This window comes from Allobacillus saliphilus (genome assembly GCF_018138385.1).
Classification (GTDB): domain Bacteria; phylum Bacillota; class Bacilli; order Bacillales; family Alkalibacillaceae; genus Allobacillus; species Allobacillus saliphilus.
Genome location: NZ_JAGSIE010000034.1, coordinates 1 through 21,168 on the forward strand (window position 1 = coordinate 1; position 21,168 = coordinate 21,168).

At 39.2% G+C, this 21,168-nt stretch carries 26 protein-coding genes, 10 tRNA genes, 1 rRNA gene and 1 pseudogene; 8 read left to right on the forward strand and 30 right to left on the reverse strand.

The window, feature by feature from the left end; genetic code table 11:
• From KC820_RS10790 to KC820_RS10845, 12 genes are all read right to left on the reverse strand, one after another.
• Positions 1-60: ribosomal RNA gene (locus KC820_RS10790) — 16S ribosomal RNA — on the reverse strand; the annotation flags it as partial.
• 107 nt (positions 61-167) lie between these two features.
• A tRNA-Ile gene (locus KC820_RS10795) sits at positions 168-244 on the reverse strand.
• Positions 245-249: 5 nt separating this feature from the next.
• Positions 250-323: transfer RNA gene (locus KC820_RS10800), tRNA-Gly, on the reverse strand.
• A 61-nt stretch (positions 324-384) separates the two neighbouring features.
• Positions 385-458 (reverse strand) — tRNA-Arg (locus KC820_RS10805).
• 57 nt (positions 459-515) lie between these two features.
• Positions 516-599 (reverse strand) — tRNA-Leu (locus KC820_RS10810).
• Positions 600-602: 3 nt separating this feature from the next.
• Positions 603-678: transfer RNA gene (locus KC820_RS10815), tRNA-Lys, on the reverse strand.
• 147 nt (positions 679-825) lie between these two features.
• Positions 826-900 (reverse strand) — tRNA-Gln (locus KC820_RS10820).
• Positions 901-904: 4 nt separating this feature from the next.
• Positions 905-981: transfer RNA gene (locus KC820_RS10825), tRNA-Asp, on the reverse strand.
• Between the two features lie 12 nt (positions 982-993).
• Positions 994-1,065: transfer RNA gene (locus KC820_RS10830), tRNA-Glu, on the reverse strand.
• 9 nt (positions 1,066-1,074) lie between these two features.
• A tRNA-Ser gene (locus tag KC820_RS10835) sits at positions 1,075-1,165 on the reverse strand.
• Between the two features lie 3 nt (positions 1,166-1,168).
• A tRNA-Asn gene (locus KC820_RS10840) sits at positions 1,169-1,243 on the reverse strand.
• Positions 1,244-1,551: 308 nt separating this feature from the next.
• The gene (locus tag KC820_RS10845) at positions 1,552-1,992 is read right to left on the reverse strand and encodes a SprT family protein (protein ID WP_212370992.1); all 441 of its coding nucleotides are present in this window, start codon (positions 1,990-1,992) and stop codon (positions 1,552-1,554) included.
• 89 nt (positions 1,993-2,081) lie between these two features.
• On the opposite strand from KC820_RS10845, the gene cmpA reads away from it, so the two are divergent.
• Positions 2,082-2,195, forward strand: a complete 114-nt coding sequence (gene cmpA / locus KC820_RS10850; protein WP_144089549.1) for a cortex morphogenetic protein CmpA — start codon at positions 2,082-2,084, stop codon at positions 2,193-2,195.
• Positions 2,196-2,198: 3 nt separating this feature from the next.
• On the opposite strand, the gene KC820_RS10855 is transcribed toward cmpA, so the two are convergent.
• From KC820_RS10855 to acpS, 14 genes are all read right to left on the reverse strand, one after another.
• Positions 2,199-4,361, reverse strand: coding sequence for a Tex family protein (locus KC820_RS10855; RefSeq protein ID WP_212370994.1), 2,163 nt, complete (start codon positions 4,359-4,361; stop codon positions 2,199-2,201).
• Between the two features lie 117 nt (positions 4,362-4,478).
• Positions 4,479-5,084 (reverse strand): SpoIIE family protein phosphatase, encoded by a 606-nt coding sequence (locus tag KC820_RS10860; protein ID WP_212370996.1) that lies wholly within the window; start codon positions 5,082-5,084, stop codon positions 4,479-4,481.
• Positions 5,081-5,869, reverse strand: coding sequence for an RNA polymerase sigma factor SigB (sigB, locus tag KC820_RS10865; protein WP_212370998.1), 789 nt, complete (start codon positions 5,867-5,869; stop codon positions 5,081-5,083). The genes KC820_RS10860 and sigB overlap by 4 nt, the downstream gene beginning before the upstream one ends.
• Positions 5,841-6,320: an anti-sigma B factor RsbW gene (gene rsbW, locus KC820_RS10870; protein WP_212371000.1), complete on the reverse strand. Its 480-nt coding sequence runs from the start codon at positions 6,318-6,320 to the stop codon at positions 5,841-5,843. Before rsbW ends, sigB begins: the two co-directional genes overlap by 29 nt.
• Positions 6,320-6,646 (reverse strand): STAS domain-containing protein, encoded by a 327-nt coding sequence (locus tag KC820_RS10875; RefSeq protein WP_377862670.1) that lies wholly within the window; start codon positions 6,644-6,646, stop codon positions 6,320-6,322. Before KC820_RS10875 ends, rsbW begins: the two co-directional genes overlap by 1 nt.
• Positions 6,647-6,707: 61 nt before the next feature.
• Positions 6,708-7,724, reverse strand: coding sequence for a PP2C family protein-serine/threonine phosphatase (locus tag KC820_RS10880; protein WP_144089543.1), 1,017 nt, complete (start codon positions 7,722-7,724; stop codon positions 6,708-6,710).
• A gap of 14 nt (positions 7,725-7,738) precedes the next feature.
• Positions 7,739-8,140 carry an anti-sigma regulatory factor gene (locus tag KC820_RS10885; RefSeq protein ID WP_144089542.1) on the reverse strand — a complete coding sequence of 134 codons (402 nt, stop codon included), beginning with the start codon at positions 8,138-8,140 and terminating at the stop codon, positions 7,739-7,741.
• A complete protein-coding gene (locus tag KC820_RS10890; RefSeq protein WP_144162554.1) occupies positions 8,140-8,499 on the reverse strand; it encodes an STAS domain-containing protein in 360 nt (119 codons plus the stop codon). The genes KC820_RS10885 and KC820_RS10890 overlap by 1 nt, the downstream gene beginning before the upstream one ends.
• Before the next feature lie 5 nt (positions 8,500-8,504).
• On the reverse strand, positions 8,505-9,380 hold the full coding sequence (locus KC820_RS10895; RefSeq protein ID WP_212371002.1) for an STAS domain-containing protein: 876 nt from the start codon (positions 9,378-9,380) through the stop codon (positions 8,505-8,507).
• Between the two features lie 215 nt (positions 9,381-9,595).
• Entirely contained in the window at positions 9,596-9,946 is a 351-nt protein-coding gene (locus KC820_RS10900) for a type II toxin-antitoxin system PemK/MazF family toxin (protein WP_144089539.1), read from the reverse strand.
• Positions 9,947-9,951: 5 nt separating this feature from the next.
• A complete protein-coding gene (locus KC820_RS10905; protein WP_212371004.1) occupies positions 9,952-10,227 on the reverse strand; it encodes an antitoxin in 276 nt (91 codons plus the stop codon).
• A gap of 135 nt (positions 10,228-10,362) precedes the next feature.
• Positions 10,363-11,496 carry an alanine racemase gene (gene alr, locus KC820_RS10910; protein ID WP_212371006.1) on the reverse strand — a complete coding sequence of 378 codons (1,134 nt, stop codon included), beginning with the start codon at positions 11,494-11,496 and terminating at the stop codon, positions 10,363-10,365.
• A 328-nt stretch (positions 11,497-11,824) separates the two neighbouring features.
• On the reverse strand, positions 11,825-12,847 hold the full coding sequence (locus tag KC820_RS10915) for a LolA family protein (protein WP_212371008.1): 1,023 nt from the start codon (positions 12,845-12,847) through the stop codon (positions 11,825-11,827).
• Between the two features lie 165 nt (positions 12,848-13,012).
• Complete coding sequence (acpS, locus tag KC820_RS10920; protein WP_212371010.1) at positions 13,013-13,381, reverse strand: holo-ACP synthase; 369 nt, start codon at positions 13,379-13,381, stop codon at positions 13,013-13,015.
• Between the two features lie 58 nt (positions 13,382-13,439).
• Between acpS and KC820_RS10925 the strand changes: the two genes are divergently transcribed.
• Genes KC820_RS10925 through KC820_RS10935 form a run of 3 tightly spaced genes read left to right on the forward strand, consistent with a single transcriptional unit; the run spans position 13,440 to position 15,863 of the window.
• The gene (locus KC820_RS10925) at positions 13,440-14,063 is read left to right on the forward strand and encodes a rhomboid family intramembrane serine protease (RefSeq protein WP_236782647.1); all 624 of its coding nucleotides are present in this window, start codon (positions 13,440-13,442) and stop codon (positions 14,061-14,063) included.
• A 33-nt stretch (positions 14,064-14,096) separates the two neighbouring features.
• Positions 14,097-15,002, forward strand: coding sequence for a DMT family transporter (locus KC820_RS10930; RefSeq protein WP_212371012.1), 906 nt, complete (start codon positions 14,097-14,099; stop codon positions 15,000-15,002).
• A gap of 15 nt (positions 15,003-15,017) precedes the next feature.
• Entirely contained in the window at positions 15,018-15,863 is an 846-nt protein-coding gene (locus tag KC820_RS10935) for a DegV family protein (protein WP_212371014.1), read from the forward strand.
• Between the two features lie 133 nt (positions 15,864-15,996).
• On the opposite strand, the gene KC820_RS10940 is transcribed toward KC820_RS10935, so the two are convergent.
• Together KC820_RS10940 and KC820_RS10945 are read right to left on the reverse strand one after the other, a co-directional pair.
• The gene (locus KC820_RS10940) at positions 15,997-16,338 is read right to left on the reverse strand and encodes a YppG family protein (RefSeq protein WP_212371016.1); all 342 of its coding nucleotides are present in this window, start codon (positions 16,336-16,338) and stop codon (positions 15,997-15,999) included.
• Between the two features lie 7 nt (positions 16,339-16,345).
• Positions 16,346-16,588, reverse strand: a complete 243-nt coding sequence (locus KC820_RS10945; protein ID WP_186279673.1) for a glutaredoxin family protein — start codon at positions 16,586-16,588, stop codon at positions 16,346-16,348.
• 191 nt (positions 16,589-16,779) lie between these two features.
• Between KC820_RS10945 and KC820_RS10950 the strand changes: the two genes are divergently transcribed.
• Positions 16,780-17,391 carry a class I SAM-dependent methyltransferase gene (locus tag KC820_RS10950; protein ID WP_144089529.1) on the forward strand — a complete coding sequence of 204 codons (612 nt, stop codon included), beginning with the start codon at positions 16,780-16,782 and terminating at the stop codon, positions 17,389-17,391.
• Positions 17,392-17,474: 83 nt separating this feature from the next.
• Here the strand turns inward: KC820_RS10950 and KC820_RS10955 are convergent.
• A pseudogene (locus tag KC820_RS10955) lies at positions 17,475-17,684 on the reverse strand (KGG domain-containing protein); the annotation flags it as partial.
• A gap of 387 nt (positions 17,685-18,071) precedes the next feature.
• Between KC820_RS10955 and KC820_RS10960 the strand changes: the two are divergent.
• Complete coding sequence (locus KC820_RS10960; RefSeq protein WP_144089551.1) at positions 18,072-18,314, forward strand: GlsB/YeaQ/YmgE family stress response membrane protein; 243 nt, start codon at positions 18,072-18,074, stop codon at positions 18,312-18,314.
• 271 nt (positions 18,315-18,585) lie between these two features.
• Here the strand turns inward: KC820_RS10960 and KC820_RS10965 are convergent, their stop codons facing one another.
• The gene (locus KC820_RS10965; protein WP_212371018.1) at positions 18,586-18,918 is read right to left on the reverse strand and encodes a hypothetical protein; all 333 of its coding nucleotides are present in this window, start codon (positions 18,916-18,918) and stop codon (positions 18,586-18,588) included.
• 120 nt (positions 18,919-19,038) lie between these two features.
• On the opposite strand from KC820_RS10965, the gene KC820_RS10970 reads away from it, so the two are divergent.
• Both KC820_RS10970 and KC820_RS10975 read left to right on the forward strand, forming a co-directional pair.
• Positions 19,039-20,043, forward strand: a complete 1,005-nt coding sequence (locus KC820_RS10970) for an LLM class flavin-dependent oxidoreductase (protein ID WP_212371021.1) — start codon at positions 19,039-19,041, stop codon at positions 20,041-20,043.
• Between the two features lie 25 nt (positions 20,044-20,068).
• On the forward strand, positions 20,069-20,734 hold the full coding sequence (locus KC820_RS10975) for a VOC family protein (RefSeq protein ID WP_212371023.1): 666 nt from the start codon (positions 20,069-20,071) through the stop codon (positions 20,732-20,734).
• Positions 20,735-21,168: the final 434 nt, after the last annotated feature.

Below are 21,168 nucleotides of genomic sequence, written 5' to 3' on the forward strand. Positions count from 1 at the left end.
TTGCATGTATTAGGCACGCCGCCAGCGTTCATCCTGAGCCAGGATCAAACTCTCCAATAAGTGTTTGATTGGCTTAATAAATTTCTTTGTTTCTTTCCCAATCAATAAGAAAGAAACCGAATTGACTTCAGGCTATTTTGTTTAGTTTTCAAGGTTCGAATGCTATATGGTGGGCCTGAGTGGACTTGAACCACCGACCTCACGCTTATCAGGCGTGCGCTCTGACCAGCTGAGCTACAGGCCCATATATGGAGCGGGTGATGGGAATCGAACCCACGACATCAGCTTGGAAGGCTGAGGTTTTACCACTAAACTACACCCGCAAATAAATGGTATATTTTATTAGTTAGGAAGCAAGAAGTAAATCTAATTGCTTCCCGTCTACGCGCCCGAGAGGAGTCGAACCCCTAACCTTCTGATCCGTAGTCAGACACTCTATCCAATTGAGCTACGGGCGCAACAGCGACAAGGAATATCATATCAAATCTGAATTATAATTGCAAGCTTTTTTTCGATGCGGTCGAGAGGACTTGAACCTCCACGGGATTAACTCCCACTAGGCCCTCAACCTAGCGCGTCTGCCATTCCGCCACGACCGCATATGGTGAGCCATGGAGGATTCGAACCTCCGACCCTCTGATTAAAAGTCAGATGCTCTACCGACTGAGCTAATGGCTCGAGATTTCAATATTAATTATCATAAAAGAAACAAAGGCAAAAGTAAAATAAAAATTCGTATTTTAGCAATAAAAAAAGACTTACGTGAATTTATTCAATTCATATACTGCTATAATAATTTGCCCGATCCTTTCATGTGAAAAGTAATGGCTGGGCTACCAGGATTCGAACCTGGGAATCACGGGACCAAAACCCGTTGCCTTACCGCTTGGCTATAGCCCAAGAATGGCGGTCCGGACGGGACTCGAACCCGCGACCTCCTGCGTGACAGGCAGGCATTCTAACCAACTGAACTACCGGACCTTATATAACAAGTGACCCGTACGGGATTCGAACCCGTGTTACCGCCGTGAAAGGGCGGTGTCTTAACCACTTGACCAACGGGCCAATAAATAATGGCGGAGAAGGAGGGATTTGAACCCTCGCGCCGCTTACGCGACCTACACCCTTAGCAGGGGCGCCTCTTCAGCCACTTGAGTACTTCTCCATATGGCTCCAGCGGCAGGATTCGAACCTGCGACCAATTGGTTAACAGCCAACTGCTCTACCACTGAGCTACGCTGGAATTTAAGTAAAAGAATTTAATAGGAACACGCTTCGTTTAATATTCAGTTTCAAACTCAATTCGATTCTATCGATATGCCCTATCAAAATGCGTGTGATTTATTCCTCTTAAACAACCACTCATTTTGTTGCGACGATAAGTATAATACAACATCTTTTAGAGTGTGTCAATCGGTTAAAATATATTTCTCAAATATTTTTTAGCAACCGATCCATGAGGTGAATTCCTTTTTTTCAATGAAATATCTCGATCACAGATTTCAATTATACATGTTTCATATTGCTGAGACAAGGTGAAAATTTAATTTCTTATTTTTGCACAAGTTTTCCACGACATTTTCCACAGGAATACCGTTTTGTGTCCACTTTTCTTCTACGTTTGTATTCAAGTCCGCACTTCCTACATTGGTATATGTACTTCTCTCTTTCTATTGAAGGCAAGAAGCTACAATGTCTAGGGGATCCGGTTTCTTTTAATAGCTGACGGAATTCTTTACTGCGATGATGATACGGTTTACCTTCGACATGCAAAAAGTGATGGCATAGCTCATGTTTAATAATTCCTTTAAGCTCTTCTAACCCTAATTCATCTAAATATTTTCTGTTAATCTCAATGAGTTTTTTTGAAGGTATATATCTACCCCCTGTTGTCCGGAGCCTGCCGTTAAACACGATATCAGCATGAAATTCTCGGTTGAAATATGTTTTGGACAGTTCTTTCGTCCATAGGAGTAATTGATGTTGATCCATTCTTTTCACCTTTCACATAAAGGAAATTCCCTTTAGCAATTCTTGGCTGCTTGCATATAATAATAGAAACACTTTCGGGAGGGTTCGCTATGCCAAATTGGTTGAAGGCACAGCTATTAAAAGCCTATGCCTCCAAAGATTTGTATCAGATTAAGTTACTCAATCAATGCTGGTTTTATTATTATGATCGCAACGTTAATTAGATACTAGTGGACCATCGTTAAAGCGATCCGCTGTCTTTTGACGTCGATTTCTTCCACCCATACTGTCACGATGTCGCCTACTGCAACAACGTCCAATGGATTTTTAACGAATCGGTTAGCCAATTTGGAAATGTGAACAAGTCCGTCTTGTTTAACGCCGACATCTACAAATGCTCCAAAGTCGACTACGTTTCTCACCGTTCCTTGCAGTTCCATTCCTTGCTTTAAATCTTCCATTGAAAGAACATTCGTTTTCAACAAAGGTTTAGGTAGTTCATCACGAGGATCACGGTTTGGTTTCCGAAGATCTTTCATGATATCTTCTAAGGTTAATTTCCCGACTCCTAGTTCTTGTTCGAATTCGGTCAGATTCACTTCTTTTAATTTCTCGGACAAGTCCTCTGTACCAATATCTGCAGATGACGCTTTCAATTCATCCAATAGTTGTTTCGTTGCTTTGTAACTTTCTGGGTGGATGGACGTTCGATCAAGTGGTTCGTCACCATCTGGTATTCTCAAAAATCCAATCGCCTGTTCATATGTTTTATCTCCCAATCGAGGTACCTTCTTAATTTGTTTTCGATTGGTAAATTTTCCGTTCTCTTCACGATACTTAACGATATTATTTGCCACTGTTTTATTTAAGCCTGAAATATACTCAAGCAATGAAGAAGATGCTGTATTTACATTTACACCAACCTGGTTCACTGCCGTTTCAACAACAAAGGTCAATGAGCTATTTAGCTTGCTTTGCGAAACATCATGTTGGTACTGGCCAACTCCAATGGATTTCGGATCAATTTTCACTAATTCACTAAGTGGATCTTGTACTCTGCGAGCGATCGAAATGGCACTTCTTTCTTCAACTTGCAAATCAGGAAACTCTTCTCGAGCAAGTTTTGATGCAGAGTAGACACTGGCTCCAGCTTCGTTAACAATGATGTACGGTACATTTAAATTGTTTTGCTGAATCATATCCGCAATAAATTGTTCTGTTTCTCTCGATGCTGTTCCATTCCCGATCGCGATCAACTCTACTGGATAACGTTCAAGGATGGATAACACCTTTTTCTCAGAACCTTTCACATCTTTTCTCGGTTCAGTCGGATAAATGACATCTACTTCTTGTTTCATACCCGTTTCATCGATGACCGCTAGCTTACAACCTGTCCTGAAAGCCGGGTCGACACCGAGCATGACTTTTCCTTTAAGCGGCGGCTGTAATAATAAATTTTTTAAGTTCTTAGCAAAAATATCAATCGCATGCTCTTCCGCTGTTTCTGTTAATGAACTACGAATATCTCGTTCAATCGATGGCTCAAGTAAGCGTTTATACCCATCATCGATTGCCGCCTGAATGATATTCGCTTCCTCTATATTTTCATTTATAATAATTTCTTTTTGTAAATAAGAAATAACCGCTTCTACAGGTGGTTCGATGGTTACTTTCAAAACTTTTTCTTTCTCTCCACGGTTAACTGCCAAGACACGGTGATGTGCAATCTTTGCTACTTGCTCTTGGAAATCATAATACATTTGATAAATTTCTTTTTCATCTTCAGCATTTTTCTTTATTTCGGTTTTGATGATTCCTTTTGAAAAAGTCATGGAACGAATCTTTTCACGGAACTTCGCTTCATCTGAGATTTTTTCAGCAAGAATATCATTAACCCCTTGAAGAACATCGCTAACTTCGACTAATTCATTTTCTTCAGAAAGATACTGTTCTGCTTCTTGGAGAACGTTGATTCCTTTTTGAGCCCAAATCTTCTCAGCTAACGATTCCAAGCCTTTTTCTTTAGCAATTGTTGCGCGTGTTCGTCTTTTTTGTTTATATGGTCGATACAAATCTTCCAGACGTTGTAATTTGCTTGCTGCCTGGATGTCTTTTTTCAATTCGTCTGTCAGTTTACCTTGTTCATCAATCAAACGAATGATTTCTTCTTTTCGCTGATCAAGTTGTACTTGGTAATCAAACGATTCTTTAATGGATTGGATTTGCGTTTCATCTAAATTACCGGTCTGTTCTTTACGATAACGAGCAATAAATGGGACAGTATTCCCTTCATCCAACAACTCAACAACTGTGCGGATTGTTTTAGGTTGAATAGATAAATCTTTACTAACGAAATCAACTGCTCGATCTATGTATTGCTGTTCTCCCATACTTATTCCTCCAAACAAAGTGCCTTTCTTCTTTCCTATTATAACATGATATCAGCTTCTATATTTATAACCTTTCTGCCTAGTAGACAAAATAAAAGAAGGGCTTCTTTACCCTTCTCATCCTAGAAACTTCATCGCTATTAACGTTGTATCATCTTCCATATATTCTTTTTGTTGCTCTGTGAACCAGTCGACAGTTAACTGCATTGATTGGAAACTATAAAACTCCTTCGTTAGCTGACGTTCACTAACACCATCTGAAAACATAAAAAATAACGCATTCTTCTGCAATTCACCGTAATGCACCTTTGTTTTACGAGGTATACCAGAAAGGTAGCCATGGATTGGAATATTTCTTTGTTTCTTTCCTTCAGCTGAAATCATCACAATACTGATATTGCCGACAGATACATAAGAAAATTCCTTTTTATTAAAATCCAAGCGTAATATACCTAACACACAACCTCTTAATTCATTCCCGAACAGAGCTGCATTGCATTGCCCGAGCATATCATCTAATGGTTGATGCACATTTTCTCGAATGACATCAATCACGGTTTGCGAAGACTTTTTGGCAACTTCACCACTGCCGAGCCCGTCTGACAGAGCGACTAAGAAGTGATCTTCCGTTTCGATATAAAGGTAACTATCACCTGAATGATAGTTACCTTTTTTCGGTTTTTCATAAGTTGCTATTTCTACCCTTCCAGCCTGCTGAATCAAAACAATACCTCCAAGTCTTCATCCGATATGGATTCGCGCAGCTTTCTAAGTGCACGACGCTGCAATCTAGATACATGCATTTGCGAAAGACCAAGTCGTTTTCCTGTTTCTTTTTGACTCAAATTTTCAAAATAAGTGCATCGCAAAATTTCTTGCTCTCTTTCAGACAAAAGAGGCATAATTTTTTCGATTAAAAGTTTATAATCGATTTGTTCATAACCGTCTTCTTTTTCACCAACGAGATCGAGTATCGTTACCGTACTACCATCTGAGTCGGCTTCAATTCTGCGGTCTGCAGATAGTGCATTGTAGCTTTTGCCCATTTCCATTGTCTCTAATACTTCTTCTTCTGAAACCTCTAAATAATTGGCGATTTCGGAAACAGAGGGAGAGAGTTGATTTTCAGACGTCAGCTCTTCTACAGCCCTTTTAATTTTTGGACCTAACTCTTTGATTCTTCTAGGTACGTGGACGCTCCATGTTTTATCACGGATAAAACGTTTGATTTCACCGATGATGGTTGGTATGGCAAAGGATTCAAACGACTTCCCAAATGATTCATCATATCTACGGATTGCCGCTAATAACCCAACCATACCAACCTGTACTAGATCTTCATGGATGCCACTGTTTTTCGAATATTTTTTCGCTATCGAATGAACAAGGTTTTCATATTTTAAGACTATTTTTTCTTGAGCAGATTCATCTTCTGGATGTTCGTGGAGGTATTCAATAAGTTGATATACATCTTCTTCGTTATTGTGTTGTTGAGACCTGGTCGTCACTACGCCCCACCTCGTTTTCAAACAAGTACTTTGTCATAAGTACGATTACGCCGTTGTTATTCGTGATCTCCACTTTGTCCATAAGGGCATCGATAAGGAACAGACCAAAACCTCCCTCTTTCATATTACTAATCGGGATATCTTCATTATAAGGTCCAATGTTTTCCTTAATCGATTTAAGATTGAAGCTACCACCATAGTCCGCAATCATGACCTCCATGCGGTCTTCATACAAACCAAACCCTACTGTAACCTCGCCAGCACCTTCTTCGGTATACGCATGCTTCACTGTATTGGTTATAGCTTCAGAAATTGCGACTTTCAAATCTTCAATTTCTTCGTAGCTAAAACCCATTCGATTCGCTAAGCCGGATGCCGTCAACCGTGCCACGCCAACATAATCCGATTTTGCTGGTACTTTCATTTCAATGAAATCGAATGGTTCGTTCATTACATACCACCTCTAACTGTGTTTTCGATATCAATCACTTCGTTTAGTCCCGTAATATTGAACAGGCGGTAAACATTATCCTGTAAATTAATAAGTTTAAACGTTTTATCCACTTCTTTGGATGTTTTTAATGCACTGATGAAGACACCCAAACCTGTAGAATCCATGTAATTTACTTGTTGCATATCTACTTGAACCTCTTTGTTTTCTTCAATTAGATTCAATAAATGTTCCTTTAATCTTGGCGCCGTGTACGCATCTATTTCACCTGAGAGTTTTAAAATCGACGAGTCGCCGTTCTTGTGATCATCGATATGTAGATTCACAATAACCATCCTCCTACTCTGATATCTACCTCTATTTACCCAATCCAAAGTCCTAGTAAACCTATTTTTCACCTTTTCTTCGAATAGCTACTAACGTGAAGTCGTCCCTGAGTTGAAAATCTTGTAATCGTTCGAAATGTTTATAGGCGTTTTCTACCAATTCATTCGATGGTTCTTGTATATAATTATGAAGTACATCTAACACTTCATCTTGCTCAATGAAGCGACCTGCAGCTTTACATTCTGTTACACCATCTGTCAGTAAAAAGATGATATCGTTCGGTTCAACATCTAACTCGAACTGCTCATATTTTGAGTCACTTTTAACACCAAGCAACAAACCTTTTCCTCGAATTTCTTCAAATGTTTTCGTACGATGTCTATAAATGAAACCAGGTTCATGCCCAGCGGTAGCATAGTAAAACTTGTGCTGATTTACATCATACAAGCCATAAAACATCGATACAAACATTCCGGGTTCAACGTTTCTCTCGACAACCCGGTTCAATAGTTCAAGTATGATCTCCGGATAAGTTCGATTATCTGGATAGCTTTCCATCGCATATTTAATCATCGACATGACAAAAGCTGCTGGAATACCTTTTCCACTTACATCTGCGACAGCAACACCGATGTTGTTTTCCGTGTCTTCTACGAAGTGATAATAATCTCCACTCATTTGCCGTGCAGGAAGAGAAATCGCACCTATATCCAAAACTTCAGAATTAGGTACTTCCGTTTTCAATAATGTATTCTGCATTTTGGCGGCTACATCAATTTCATTTCGAAGGGAATATTGTTGTTCTTTTATATCATTGAACATTCCATAAGCTACACCGTAATAAATCATTGTTTCGATTAGAAATTTGAATGAATCTTTTAAACGCGGATCCATATCTGGAATGATTTCCGACATTGTTTGATAATGGGCGTCAATAATTTCTTCTGGTTTCACGCCATCCTGTATCGATTGTCGACTAAATTGTTCTGCTTGATATAACACTTTCTCATCTTTTGATCTCAAATATTCTTGTAGTAATTCTCTATAAACAGAGACAACTTTCTTCGTTTGTTCCATGCCGTCCCCCCCTATTACCGTAACCATTTAATGACATGGATTGTCGTACCTTCATCGCTTGACATAATGTCGAAATCGTCCATTAACCGTTTCACACCTGGCAATCCTGCCCCTAAACCTCCAGAGGTTGAGTAACCATCAATCATTGATTTACTAATATCTTTAATCCCGGGCCCATTATCTTTTGCGATAATTTTCAGCCCAACTGGTGCTACGCCTTCTACTTGTTGGAAAGTGATTTCTCCTTTTTTGGCGTATAAGTATATGTTTCTTGCGAGTTCAGAAATAGCGGTTGCGATTCTGGCTTGGTCCACAGAACTGAAGCCCAGTTCGGTCGCTATATTCCTACCCGTTTGTCTTGCGCCAACAATATCAAGCTCTTTGGCTATTGGCACATTGGATAGTGTCCCCTTCATCACTTTTCCTCCAATTCCCGTCTCAGCTTAATCAACCCTTGTTCAAGATCTAATGCTGTCGGTACGTCTTGCAAGTGAATGCCTAAGTCGATTAAAGTCATGGAAACTGCCGGTTGAATACCAGTGAAGACGACTTTTGCCCCCATTAAGTCTGCCATCGATACGACATCTCCTAATACTTTCGCTATAAAGGAATCTATAATGTCTACAGAAGTTAAATCAAGTACTACACCTGTTGCACCTGACTCATGTATTTTGCTCAATAAGTCTTCTTGAAATTGCATAGCTGTTTGGTCATCTAAATCCACTTGCACAGATATCAAAAGATATTCATGTAACTTTAAAATCGGTATTCTCATATCTTTCACTCCTTCTCAATCGAGTTAAGAATGTTTTCGATTTCGTCGCCTTCGCTTTCACTTTCACTAACTACTTTTGCACCTGTCATCTCAAGTGCTGTTCTGAATCCTTTTTGCAACGAACTTTTCGTCGGGAAGTTACGAAGATCGATACCTAAATTAACAATCGTCTGAGCTATCTCTGGACGAATTCCGACCAAAATACATTGCGATCCGACAAGGCGCACAGCTTCGGCAGCCTGAATAATGTGATGAGCAACCATCGTATCAACAACTGGTACACCCGTAATATCAATCAAGACAACTTCAGCATTGTTTTTAATGACACCATTCAGTAAATTTTCCATAATAAGCTTAGCGCGATCTGTATCAATTGTTCCTACAAGTGGCATAACCGTAATGCCTTCCATGACTGGAATCAATGGAGCGGATAGCTCTTGTAACGCAACTTTTTGTAAGGAAACGATGTTTGTCCAATTACTAGAATATTCATTAATTAGGCGGTTTTTAATCGGGTCAACCCAATCGTTAACTCCTTCCATAATGCTTAGGAATTCTTCATTGTTTTTCGTTTCACCGATATCTTCTAAAATAGTTCTGATTGCTACAGACCTGAATGCTTGCATACCTTCAGTCAAATAGCCCAACGGCCAGCCAAGGTTCACAATCTTTTCGGAGAATTCTTGAAGATCATTAGATTCCCCGTTGTTTTCAATATTTGAAAAAATGACATTGACAAATTCACGATTCGTTTGCTCAATAGCTTCTTGAGAGATTGTTGAACCGTACTCCGTAACTTTATTATCATCAAGTTTTACTAACCAATTTTTTATGATTTGATCACTGTGCCCCAAGATAATATTTCTTAGTCTCTTTTCCATCTATTAAACCCCCAAACAGATTTTTATAATATTCTTTAAATAACTTACCATTTTTCGACTTTCATTTCTACTATAATAAGATTAGCTTGCTAACTTGAAAGAGATTATCTATTTTATCATTCTCCGTAATTCAACCTGGATAAATTAACGAAAAAGCAAAAAATCTTATGCAAACTACCGTCTTAACGGTAATTACATAAGATTTATATGATAGTCTATAGATCAATTAGTCCCAAGCTTATTTGCAAAGCTTCATCCACTTGGTTCATTAGAAATTCGTCTAACGTTGTAAGCTTGTCTGTCAATCGCTGTTTATCGATTGTACGGATTTGCTCCAGAAGTATAACCGAATTTTTTTCAAAATGATATTTTTCTGCGTCGATTTCTACATGTGTTGGTAATTTTGCTTTTTGGATTTGTGCAGTGATCGCAGCCACAATAACGGTAGGGCTAAAGCGATTGCCAATGTTATTTTGTATAATAAGCACTGGGCGAACACCGCCTTGCTCTGAACCTACCACAGGGGTTAGGTCCGCATAAAAGACGTCGCCTCGTTTTACATACAAGTTAATTACACCCCACTCACTGAGCGCTCAAGAGTTGTGTCAGCCTCCTCTTCAGCCTGGAAAGCTTCTGATGCAATATCTAGGTTGATACTTTTCATCTCTAAATAACCACGGCGCATGCTCTCTTTAATTTTACGGTTCTTCTCTTCCTTAATATAGGCTGAAATCGCTTGGTGAAATAGCGTGTTTCGATCGATGTCTTGCTCTTCAACCATATGATCGCATTCATTCACTAGTGATAAAGGTAGCTCTACAACAATTTCTTTCGATGTGTTAGACATCCTTACACCCCCAACAATTTACGCAACACAAACTTTCTTCCATGATACCACCGATTCCCACCATACGTAAAGCAATTCTCGAAAATTATTATACTTTTTCTACAAAAATGTTCCGTTTTGTCATAAAAAGGAATGTTAATTTGTTAGATAAACACGAGGAACTCGGTTGGTAATGATACAAGGAATCTCATAGTTGATTGTTTCCAGATAGTCAGCCACATCATCTACGCGGATACGTTGCCCGCCATTTTCACCAATTAACGTCACTTTTGTACCGACCGGATATGCTTTCGGTAAACGTACCATTAGTTGATCCATGCAAATTCTTCCGACGATTTTTGATTTCTCACCTTCTATAAGCACTTCAAAACCTTGCAGTTTACGAATCCACCCATCACCGTAACCGATTGGAACCGTTCCAATCCACTCTTCTTGTTCCGCTTCATAGGTTGCACCATAACTGATATGTTCGCCCGGCTTCATTTTTTTCACATGGGCGAGACGGCTCTGTAGCGAAAAGGCCTCTTTCAATTGGTAAGAACTAATTTCCTCAACTTCTTTTGAAGGATAAAGTCCGTAAAGTCCAATCCCGAACCGAATGCCATCAACCATGTCATCTGGGAACCTTATTGAAGCAGCAGTGTTACCGATATGGATTTGTGTTTCAGGCGTGCGAATAGGCGAGAATATTTCTAACATCTCATAAAAATAATTCATTTGTTTTTCATAGTACGATAAATCGAAAGAATCGGCCGTTGCAAAGTGTGTGAAAATACCACTCATCTCGAATTCACTCGAAAATTTGGTAACTTCTTCAATTACAGCATATGCCTCTTCTTTTGTTTTTATACCAATTCGTCCCATTCCTGAATCAATTTTTATATGAATCTTCAGTTGTTCTTGTTTATCTTTTAAAACCGAAGCAGCTTGGGCAAACCATTCTGCTTGAAATGCAGTCAATTGAATATCCGTTTCCACCGCAATAGACACATACCGTGGATCTGTCCAACCCATCACCAAAATAGAAGCCTCAGGAAATGCATCACGCAAAAGGATCGCTTCATCTAAACTAGCAACAGCTAACGCATCGGCTCCCGCTTCGAGAGCAGCTTCTGAGACAGGTATATAACCGTGTCCATAAGCATTGGCTTTTACAGCGACATAAATTCGTTTATTTGGGTAACTTTGACGTATCATTTTCATATTTTCCTTGATTGCAGTGAGGTTTACCTCTGCCCAAGTATGTCGAAAATTCGTAGAAAACTCCATTTGAAACACCCATCTTTTTTACTGTTCATTATCACGATGAGAATACTAGTTGTCAATTATGAACTTGCGGACTAACTGGCAATATAACGCTATTCGACGGCTAAAGGTATCACTTGGTTCGCGTTTTAAGTGGTAAGAGTTCTGCTCGAATATGGAGGGGGGTGCATTTTTTGTTCCTTCCCGGCTTGAGATAGCTTTGATTTGGGGCTCTTGTAAGATCTCCAAGTTCAACTGAACCTCCAGCTATAAAACAACTCTCCAAATGTTTAGATCTACTCTACCAAAAAACCGAGAGAATGCTCTCTCGGTCTATGCAGGTAATAGGTTTTTATTTTAATACTTCTTTTTCTACCGATTGTGCTACTTCCACCAGTTCATCCACCGTCAAATCATCACTAGCGACAACAAATCGCATCCCGTCTTGCTCCCATTCCAAAGTACCATTCGCTAAGTGTCCAACTGATTTCCCTAAATCAACCAACTCTCCATCGGCATAAACAGGGACACTTAAGTCAGTCGGGTAGGAATTATAGACTTCTTGGATTAACGTAAATGACTTTTCTCCCTCAAATGTTGAAAGGACACGCTCACCATAATCAAATTCCATTACTTCCTCTCCAGCGAATTCAGTACCGGATGGCAGGTTAACCGGATAATATACTTCCAGATCCTTGTCCTCTAATTCAGCCATCGTCGGTACACTGACAGCCCCTTCTGCTAGGTTCTGATCTGTATCGAACTCTTCATCTTCAATAGCGACATCAAAATCGAAAGAATTGAACGTTACTTCCACAATCGACTCATTTTCAGCATTGAAAACTTTTACTAATGCAGGTTTCTTCGATTTTTTATGGAAGTAAATTTCTTGATAAGGAAGCTTTTGCTTACCTTTGTAGTTCGTCTTCACCGTGAAAATATAATAATTCTCGGTTTTCTTGAACTCCCGCTCATCATCTGCCTTAATGTCGTCAATCAAAGAGGTGTAAAGGTATGGCTGGCTATGGTGCTTCGGCCACTCATTTTGGAACTTATAACTTTTATTGATCGAAGGAGTCAGTACAAATACACCTTCATCGTTCCGCAGAATGACCTGATTGCCTTCTTCATCCGTCTTGTTATTCATGACCACTTTATAAAAATTATCTTTTTTGTGCCAGACCTCTACGTTATACTGCTGCGTCTCTTCACCAGTCTTCATCGTCATATCCACCGTCGAAGTAAAGGAAGATAAATCTTCACCTTGCTTCTCCAACGAACCAACGACATCCTCCACTGTTTCTTCTCCACATGCTGATAAAAGTACAACCATCATCAGAAACAGGGATAAGAAGAGTAATCGTCTGCTTTTCATTTGGACAACTCCTTCGTCTCATTTTCTTACTCGCCTTCCATTGGCAAGCAATCTATTCGTGTTGCGGTGACAATGTGCACATCGGATGAATTGTTACCCGCAATACACTATATGAGACAACCTAATTGAATATGCAGACGAGCTTCACGGAAATCTTCCTATCAGTTACTGAGGCGAATGTTCAATGATCACTTGCGCAATTGCATAAGCTTCACTATGGGAAATAGAGACATGAACATTTTCTTTTAATTTACCTTGCTTGTATATTAATGGTTGCCCGGATGTGCCGCGTAGAATTTCGATCGACTGAAAAGAATGATGCGCACCGATTCCAGTTCCTTCCGCTTTGCTATACGCCTCTTTTGCCGCAAACCTACCTGCCAAAAATTCTATTTTCCTTTGGAAGGAAGGCAGTTGATTGTATAATGTCATTTCAGCTTCTGATAATATGCGTTTCAGAAAACGCGGTTTTCGTTGGATAATTTTTTCGATTCGTTTCAATTCAATAATATCTATACCAATGCCTCTAATCATGCTCACACACTCATTTCAAAGAGATTTTCATTATTTTTATTCTTATTATAAAAGAAAAATGGTACTATTTAGTCAGGTGATTAAAATGTTCTTTGTACGGACAGAAAACTTTCAACAATTTATCCGATATTATCCAGTCATTACAGCTTTGGCTGCGATTCATCTCATTTTATTTATTATGACGGAAGTAATTCCGCTAAACATCTTCCTGGATTTAAAAGCTTTACTGCTCGGAAATAATTACTTAGTTCGAGTAGAAGGTGAATATTGGCGACTTTTTACACCAATTTTTCTCCATCTATCGCTTACCCATGTTGTCTTCAATACATTCAGTCTCGTTCTTTTTGGACCTGCACTGGAAGTCATGCTTGGTAAGGTTAAATTCATTTTAGCATACTTATTTATGGGCATAATCGGAAATGTATTCACTCTATTTGTTGGACCTCTTCTGATGAGTCATGCTGGCGCATCAGGTGCTATTTTCGGTATATTCGGTTTGTATTTATACTTATCTTTCTTCAGAAGAGATTTAATCGATCATCAAAGCAGACAGGTCATACTCGTCATCATTGTCATTTCGTTAATAATGACCTTTACTGGAGCGAATATTAATGTGTATGCTCACTTATTTGGATTGATTGCCGGTGTTGCTTTAGGGCCAATTGTATTTGGAAATAAATAATAAGTGGACTTGATCGTGAAGGGAGTGTCTGTTATGAAAGACAATAAGTTAGGTCCTTATCTGGCGGTAGCCGTCGGGGTGCTGGCTGTCTCAACTTCTGCAATTTTTGTTCGACTTGCAGATGCGCCACCGTCGATGATCGCTTTTTATCGTTTGTTTTTGGCGGTCGTCATGATGCTTCCTTTAATTCTTTGGAAATATAGGAACGAGTTTACAAAAATAACGAAACAAGATTGGTTATATACAGCTGCGGCTGGAGTCTTTCTTGCTTTCCACTTTATTTTTTGGTTTGAATCATTGGAGTTGACCTCCGTAGCCAGCTCGACTGTACTTGTTACAACACAACCAATATTTGCTTTTATCGGAACATATATATTCTTTAAAGAACGATTCACAAGCGGCGCTGTGTTCAGTATGCTGATTGCACTGACTGGTAGCTTCATCATCAGCTGGGGGGATTTCCAAATAAGCGGGATGGCTCTTTTCGGTAATTTCCTTGCTTTAATGGGAGCCGTCACCATCACTGGTTATTTTCTATTCGGACAAAATGTACGTAGAAGACTATCGCTTGCAACGTATACATTCATTGTTTATGGCTTCACGACAATAACACTATTGATTTATAATCTAATTACTCGAGAGCCGTTTACTGGTTACTCAGAAGAAGCTTGGATCTATTTCTTAATTCTGGCCATAATACCTACATTCTTTGGCCACACCCTTTTTAACTGGGCATTGAAATGGGTTAGTGCATCGACCGTTACGATGGGGATTTTATTCGAACCGATAGGTGCAAGCGTGCTCGCATACCTTATATTGGATGAGCTTGTTACATGGTCACAGTTTCTTGGCGGTTCGATCGTTTTATTTGGATTAGCTTTATTTATATTCAGCACGACAAAGAAAAAGAATGTGCGTGTCTTAAATAAAAACACTTAGCGGAGGGGATTTCTCATGAAAATTCAGTTAATTACCGATGGGAGCGCGGATTTACCAAAAGGCTTTGCCGAAAAACATAACATTATTGTTGTGCCTTTAAATATTCATTTCGGGGAATCAGAAATACGTACCGATGAATTGAAAATTGATGAATACTATGAAAAAATGCGTGCCGCAGACGAACTACCAAAAACATCGGCACCTAGTCCAACTGCTTTTTATGAAGCTTATAAACAAGTCGACTCAAATACACCGATTTTAACGATAACATTGACAGAAGAATTAAGCACAACCAACCAAAATGCTGTCATAGGTAAAGAAATGCTTCTAGAGGAAGAGCCTGATCGCCAAATTGAGGTTCTCAACACGAGAACAGCATCTTGTGGATTAGCGTTGCTTTTATACGAAGCGATATACAGTAAACGCCAAGATTTACGTGAACTTTTTAATTACTTAAAAGTGAAAAATGAAAAAGTGACAACACTCTTCTCTTTAGCTACTGTTGAGAATGTAGTTAAAGGTGGAAGATTGGATCGCGTTAGAGGTGCCATTGCTAAAACGTTAAATATTAAACTACTCATGCGTGCATCAGAGGTGGGAAAAATCGAAGTCTCTGAAAAAATACGTGGTGAGAAAAAAGCGCTCCGTCGTCTCGTCGATCAAATCGGGGAATATTCGAGTTCTCTTCAAGGTAAAACGATTGCTCTTGCGCATAGTAACTGTGAAGAAAAAGCTAAAAACGTATTAGAGAGTATTCGTGAGAAATATACACCGAAAAATGAACTTCTCGTAGATATGGGCCCATTGATCGCCACTTACGCAGGCGAAGGTGGAATTGTCATTTCATTCTTTGAAGAATAAAATAAAGCCAGTGGTCAGCGACCACTGGCTTTATTTCGTATTGTTCACCTATGTCCAATGTCACAAAGGATTCCAACCGTAGAAATAATCTTACGCTTGGCTCGGTAGGTTTAATACGTTTAATCCCCATCCTTTATGACTTCATGTTTCGCACAAAATCCTGCATGTTTTTTACCATCGGTCGAATCTCTCTAGTAGTTCGAACAACATGGCCAACGGTGTTCAATACTTTTTCCATATCAACTTCACCTTCATCATCTTTAAAATAGTCTGCCAGCACTTGTTGGATTGCTTGCTGTTGCCAACCAAATTGCTTAAACGAATTTCTTTTTTTACTTTTGATCGAAGGCTCTGTCCAATATGGGCGATGATAAAATTGGTCTTGCGGAAACCGTTCCAATTCCCTCATGTCAGCATCCCTTCCCATCGTCTTTTCTGTTATTAGTCTATGAAAATAATGGAAAGGGTGTGTCACCGACAAGTCAAAAGAGATTTAATTCTTGCTTCAAATGTGCCGGTTGAAAACCTAAAATGGCGTGATGTCCTACAAAAGTGGTTGGCGTACCAAAATGTCCTGCATCTTGTAGTTCTATTAAATAATCAGGGTATTCTGTCGTGTTTTTTTCTTGATAGTCTACCTTGTTTTCATCTAGCCATTGAAGTAATTCTCGGCTTGTTTGACAATTATTGCTTGTATAAACAACAACGGTGTCGTGCTGCTCCAAGATGTTCACCTCAATCTATAAGATTTCTAAAATCGTATTCCCGATACATATTACTCTTAAACCACATATTTAATGTTTCAGTAATATTCCACCCATAAATTTACAATTTAATGTTGCTATACTTTCTATTAGCTTCCTCTTTCCTAACTATTCATTTCATGCCAAAATAGATGATGAACGGAGTGATCTAAATGATTGAAGATACAGGAGAACGCGTAATTCCAAATAAAATGAGCCCGATGAACAATTTATTGCTCGAGCATATTGCACGATACCAGTTTTCCTTACCTTATCTTAAAGGCCGAGTCCTTGATATGGCTTGCGGGGCAGGGTATGGAACCCACATGATTGCAAAGCAACGTAAGAAATTCATCGACGAAGTCATAGGGATTGATATCGATCCAGAAATTATCGCGTATGCAAAAAAGGAATATTATCACCCAAAGTCATCGTTTCACATGTATAACGCAACCGATGCAGCACTACCTGAAAAGCTCGGTACATTTGATGCGATTGTCAGCTTCGAAACAATCGAGCATATCGCTGAAGAAGAAGAGCTTTTAAACAATTATTATCAATTATTAAATCCAGGTGGAACATTAATTGTGTCAACACCGTTTGGAAAAGGCCGCGGAATGCCAGTCGGTTCCCCTTTTCATATACACCAGTTAACGGTTGAAGAATTTCAAGAGTTATTTACAAACTATGCAGAGGTTGACTTTTATTATCAACGAGGAGTACTAATCGAGCCCGGTCGCAAGAGCCTCAAGTACCCATTAGGAATCGCTGTTTGTAAAAAATAACGAAGGATGTTATGGTGAAAAATAAATTAGGCTTACGGAATGAACCCGCAAGCCTAATTGGATATGCGTTTTTCACGTATTTATTTGTTATCTCGTTGGCGAGCTCTTTCGTTTCCGCCCTTTTGACCAATGTCTTCATAGAATTCTTTGTCATGATTACGGCTTGTTGCTTCGCCGCCTTTTTCACCGATTTCCTGGTAGAATTCTTTGTCGTGATTACGGCTTGTTGTCTTTCCGCCTTTTCTTCCCGCTTCCTCTAGAGACATTTTGTTGTTCTTTCTGTTTTGTGCCATGTCATAACATCTCCTTTCAGATTCGGATTGGCGAATCATCATCGCCTACACTAAAAGAGTTTCCACGTGAGGTTCATTTCTAAACACATTTTAAACTTAATATTTGTCACGATTGATATGATCATCTTTAAACTACATAGATTTCAATTAATATAATAAGAGTCGTCCTATGAACATACAATATAGTAACCTTATCTACTATTTAGTTTCTAAGATTATTTCCGCATTCATAAATAGTGAATGAGTGATGATGGGATAGATCTATTATAATAATGAATTCCAGCTTACAGGTTATATATTTTTTTCATTTATGACTTTCGATGTTTTAATACACTTACTCAGTGGGTAAGGTTAACTAGAAATTGAAAAAGGAGTGAATGAATCATGATGGGATTTTTACTATATTTATTAGTCGGTGGTATTATCGGTTGGATTGCCGGATTGATTCTAGGCGGTGTACCTGGTGGTATTATCGGTAATATCGTAGCCGGTGTCGTTGGTGCATGGATTGGACATTCTCTAATGGGTTCATTCGGACCAGTTGTTGCGGACATCGCAATCTTTCCAGCCATCATCGGTGCATTGATCTTTGTTGCAATCTTAAGCATTATTCTAAAAGCAATTAGATAACAGTGGATTAAATGAAAAAAGAGGCTGGGACATAATCGTTAAAGTTAACACAGAAACGAACATCCTAATTCAGTGTAGTGGAAATACCCGCTTCGGCAATATACTCCGCTTTTCGCGGGCAGCTGTTGAGCCTCCTCGTGCTACGCACTGCGGGGTCTCACCTAAGCTTTTTCTCCAGCAGAAGTCTACGTATATTTCCTACGCTAAGTTGGATTGTTATTCGTGTTTCTTAGTTTATAACCTTGATTTGTCTCAGCCTCTTTTTCTTGTTTCAAGCTAGTTTTCTTTCAAAAATCAGCCAACTGCTTAATCGATATATTGGATAGATCGCACATAACACATACACAACAATTGGCACTTCGAAAACAAGTGCGAAACTCGTAATCAAAAGTAAAAAAATTAACGTCATAATGTTGGCATATGTTCCGTTAATTGGCATCGCATCGAAGAACATGGACGCCTGCTCCCGCTTCATCTTCACATGCTCTTTAAAGCATTTTTCATGAAATGGTCGTAACACCATTTTCATGTTGGATACAACTAGGTTTGATTTTCTCTCAATCGGTTTTTTACAACGAATACATGTGATTGTTTTATCGGACATCGAAAGATCCTTTCTTTCAATTAAGTATATTCACAAACGTTCAAAGCATAATGATTGAAAAGCGTATGTCATTCTAAAATAATTATAAACATAGTCCTTTAAAAAAGAAAGGTGTCGATGATGGCAATTCAATTAAGTGTTTTAGATCAATCACCCATTTTGCAAGGAAGTAGCCCCCAAGAGGCACTTCAACAAACGATAGAACTCGCCAAACGAGTTGATCAGTTAGGATATAAACGTTTTTGGATGAGCGAGCATCATAGTGCTCAAAGTTTAGCCGGCTCAGCACCAGAGTTATTGACAGGAATCATTGCCCAAGCAACTGAACGAATTAAAGTAGGAACAGGTGGCGTCTTATTACCACATTACAGCACATATAAGGTGGCCGAAATTTTCCGTACATTGGAAGGTTTGTACCCTGGTCGAATCGATCTGGGAGTTGGCCGTGCTCCGGGCGGCATGCCTGGTGTGAATTACGCACTGAACAAAGGGAAATATCCCGATGTCCACTCCTTCCCTAAGCAAGCCGCTGACCTTCTTTCTTATTTGGAAGGCGGAAGCCCTGAAGGTTATCAAGTTTACGCTACACCCCTTGGCCCGACAGTTCCTCCCGTTTGGATTTTAGGATCTAGTGGTTCAAGCGCCGGACTTGCTGGTGAGCTCGGTGCCAATTATACATTCGCTCAATTTATTAATCCGGATGGCGGACCAGCAGCGATCCAGCAATATTATGACCATTTCATTCCATCTGAACATCAAAAAGAGCCGACCGCAAGTGCTGCTGTATTTACAGTCGTTGGTGAAACGGAGGAAGAAGCAGAATATCTCGCCTCTTCTCTCGATGTATCTTTATTGATGGCTGACCAAGGTCAAATACGAAATCATTTTATGTCACCTGAAGAAGCTCAACAATATAAGTTTTCTTATTTTGAAGTGGAACGAGTGAAGTACAACCGAAACCGCATGATTGTCGGAGATGTTGAAAGTGTCAAACAGCAGTTAGAACAGATGGCAACAGAATTTCAAATTGATGAAATCATTGCCAATATTATTGTCTATCCATTTGAGAAGCGAGTTGAAAGTTATGAGAAATTAGCAGAAGCTTTTCAGTTGAATAGAAAGTAAATTTCTATGGAAAGGGGATTTTGAGATGATTGCATTTGATCACCTTGTCATTTTTACGAATGATCCTGCCCAGGATGCAGCCGTTTTTGAGCATGATCATCAACTTCAAGCCGTTCAAGGTGGCGAACATAAGGATTGGGGAACCTATAACTATTTAGCTTTTATGAAAAATAACAGTTATATTGAATGGATTGGTATTCGAAACAAATCATTAGCTGAAAAATCGGATAACCCATTAATTCAGCACACCGTGCATGCAAGTGAACAACAAACGAAGAGTCCGATTCAATTCGCACTTCGTGTGAATAATATTGATAGATTTATCGACCACTTCGAATCGGAAGGCATTCCCTATAAAGGCCCCTTTCCCGGTAGACGAGTACGTGCGGACGGCACTGTACTTGAATGGCAAATGCTATTTCCTGCTTATTCATTCGACGAAGCTCCTCTTCCTTTTTTGATTGAATGGTCTGGTGAAGGGAACCAACCGACAGAACTATCGCAAATCAATGAAACTTCTTTTTCAAAAGTTGTTGTTTTTGCAAAGCATCCAGAAGAATATGAAAAACAACTCAAAAATGTGTACGGGCTACCAACGAATTCGAAAGGCATATTTGACTTGGATAACGGCATGATTGAAGTGAAGCAAGGCAATCAAATCGAAGCCCATTTTGAAGCAATACAGTTTTGATCGTAACTTTAAAAGAAACACAGCCTTTTTTATATTAGAGGCTGTGTTTTTTAGTCTTTGGGGTTCTCGGTGACATTTTGAATGATTTTCAGTTTATTCGGTCGTCGAGAGCGCTTCTCGGTGACATTTCCATTGCTGCACATACCCTTTTGCGTAACGAGAGCGCTTCTCGATGACATTTCCATTGCTGCACATGCCCTTTTGCGTAACGAGAGCACTTCTCGATGACATTTCTACATACGTTTCAATTCATTCGAGCATCGAGATATACATTTCTTCAAACTAACGATGAAATTCGTCAATCCCATTCCTGCTCTCTTGGATTGTACTTGAAACCTCTCCTAGTTAATAAAAAACTATTTCTATTCCCGAAATATTATTTATTCGGAATACTTTTTTTGCTACAATAGAAATGAGTTTAGAAAATTTAGAAG

Coding starts and splice junctions, on each gene's coding strand:
- KC820_RS10935 (WP_212371014.1), top strand. CDS start 15,018: ATGAAAATTCAGTTAATTACCGATGGGAGCGCGGATTTACCAAAAGGC.
- KC820_RS10970 (WP_212371021.1), top strand. CDS start 19,039: ATGGCAATTCAATTAAGTGTTTTAGATCAATCACCCATTTTGCAAGGA.
- KC820_RS10885 (WP_144089542.1), bottom strand. CDS start 8,140: ATGAAGGGGACACTATCCAATGTGCCAATAGCCAAAGAGCTTGATATT.
- alr (WP_212371006.1), bottom strand. CDS start 11,496: ATGGAGTTTTCTACGAATTTTCGACATACTTGGGCAGAGGTAAACCTC.
- KC820_RS10965 (WP_212371018.1), bottom strand. CDS start 18,918: ATGTCCGATAAAACAATCACATGTATTCGTTGTAAAAAACCGATTGAG.
- KC820_RS10915 (WP_212371008.1), bottom strand. CDS start 12,847: ATGAAAAGCAGACGATTACTCTTCTTATCCCTGTTTCTGATGATGGTT.
- cmpA (WP_144089549.1), top strand. CDS start 2,082: ATGCCAAATTGGTTGAAGGCACAGCTATTAAAAGCCTATGCCTCCAAA.
- acpS (WP_212371010.1), bottom strand. CDS start 13,381: ATGATTAGAGGCATTGGTATAGATATTATTGAATTGAAACGAATCGAA.
- KC820_RS10845 (WP_212370992.1), bottom strand. CDS start 1,992: ATGGATCAACATCAATTACTCCTATGGACGAAAGAACTGTCCAAAACA.
- KC820_RS10905 (WP_212371004.1), bottom strand. CDS start 10,227: ATGTCTAACACATCGAAAGAAATTGTTGTAGAGCTACCTTTATCACTA.
- KC820_RS10855 (WP_212370994.1), bottom strand. CDS start 4,361: ATGGGAGAACAGCAATACATAGATCGAGCAGTTGATTTCGTTAGTAAA.
- KC820_RS10880 (WP_144089543.1), bottom strand. CDS start 7,724: ATGGAACAAACGAAGAAAGTTGTCTCTGTTTATAGAGAATTACTACAA.
- KC820_RS10895 (WP_212371002.1), bottom strand. CDS start 9,380: ATGGAAAAGAGACTAAGAAATATTATCTTGGGGCACAGTGATCAAATC.
- KC820_RS10930 (WP_212371012.1), top strand. CDS start 14,097: ATGAAAGACAATAAGTTAGGTCCTTATCTGGCGGTAGCCGTCGGGGTG.
- KC820_RS10960 (WP_144089551.1), top strand. CDS start 18,072: ATGGGATTTTTACTATATTTATTAGTCGGTGGTATTATCGGTTGGATT.
- rsbW (WP_212371000.1), bottom strand. CDS start 6,320: ATGAACGAACCATTCGATTTCATTGAAATGAAAGTACCAGCAAAATCG.
- KC820_RS10890 (WP_144162554.1), bottom strand. CDS start 8,499: ATGAGAATACCGATTTTAAAGTTACATGAATATCTTTTGATATCTGTG.
- KC820_RS10950 (WP_144089529.1), top strand. CDS start 16,780: ATGATTGAAGATACAGGAGAACGCGTAATTCCAAATAAAATGAGCCCG.
- KC820_RS10975 (WP_212371023.1), top strand. CDS start 20,069: ATGATTGCATTTGATCACCTTGTCATTTTTACGAATGATCCTGCCCAG.
- KC820_RS10925 (WP_236782647.1), top strand. CDS start 13,440: ATGGTACTATTTAGTCAGGTGATTAAAATGTTCTTTGTACGGACAGAA.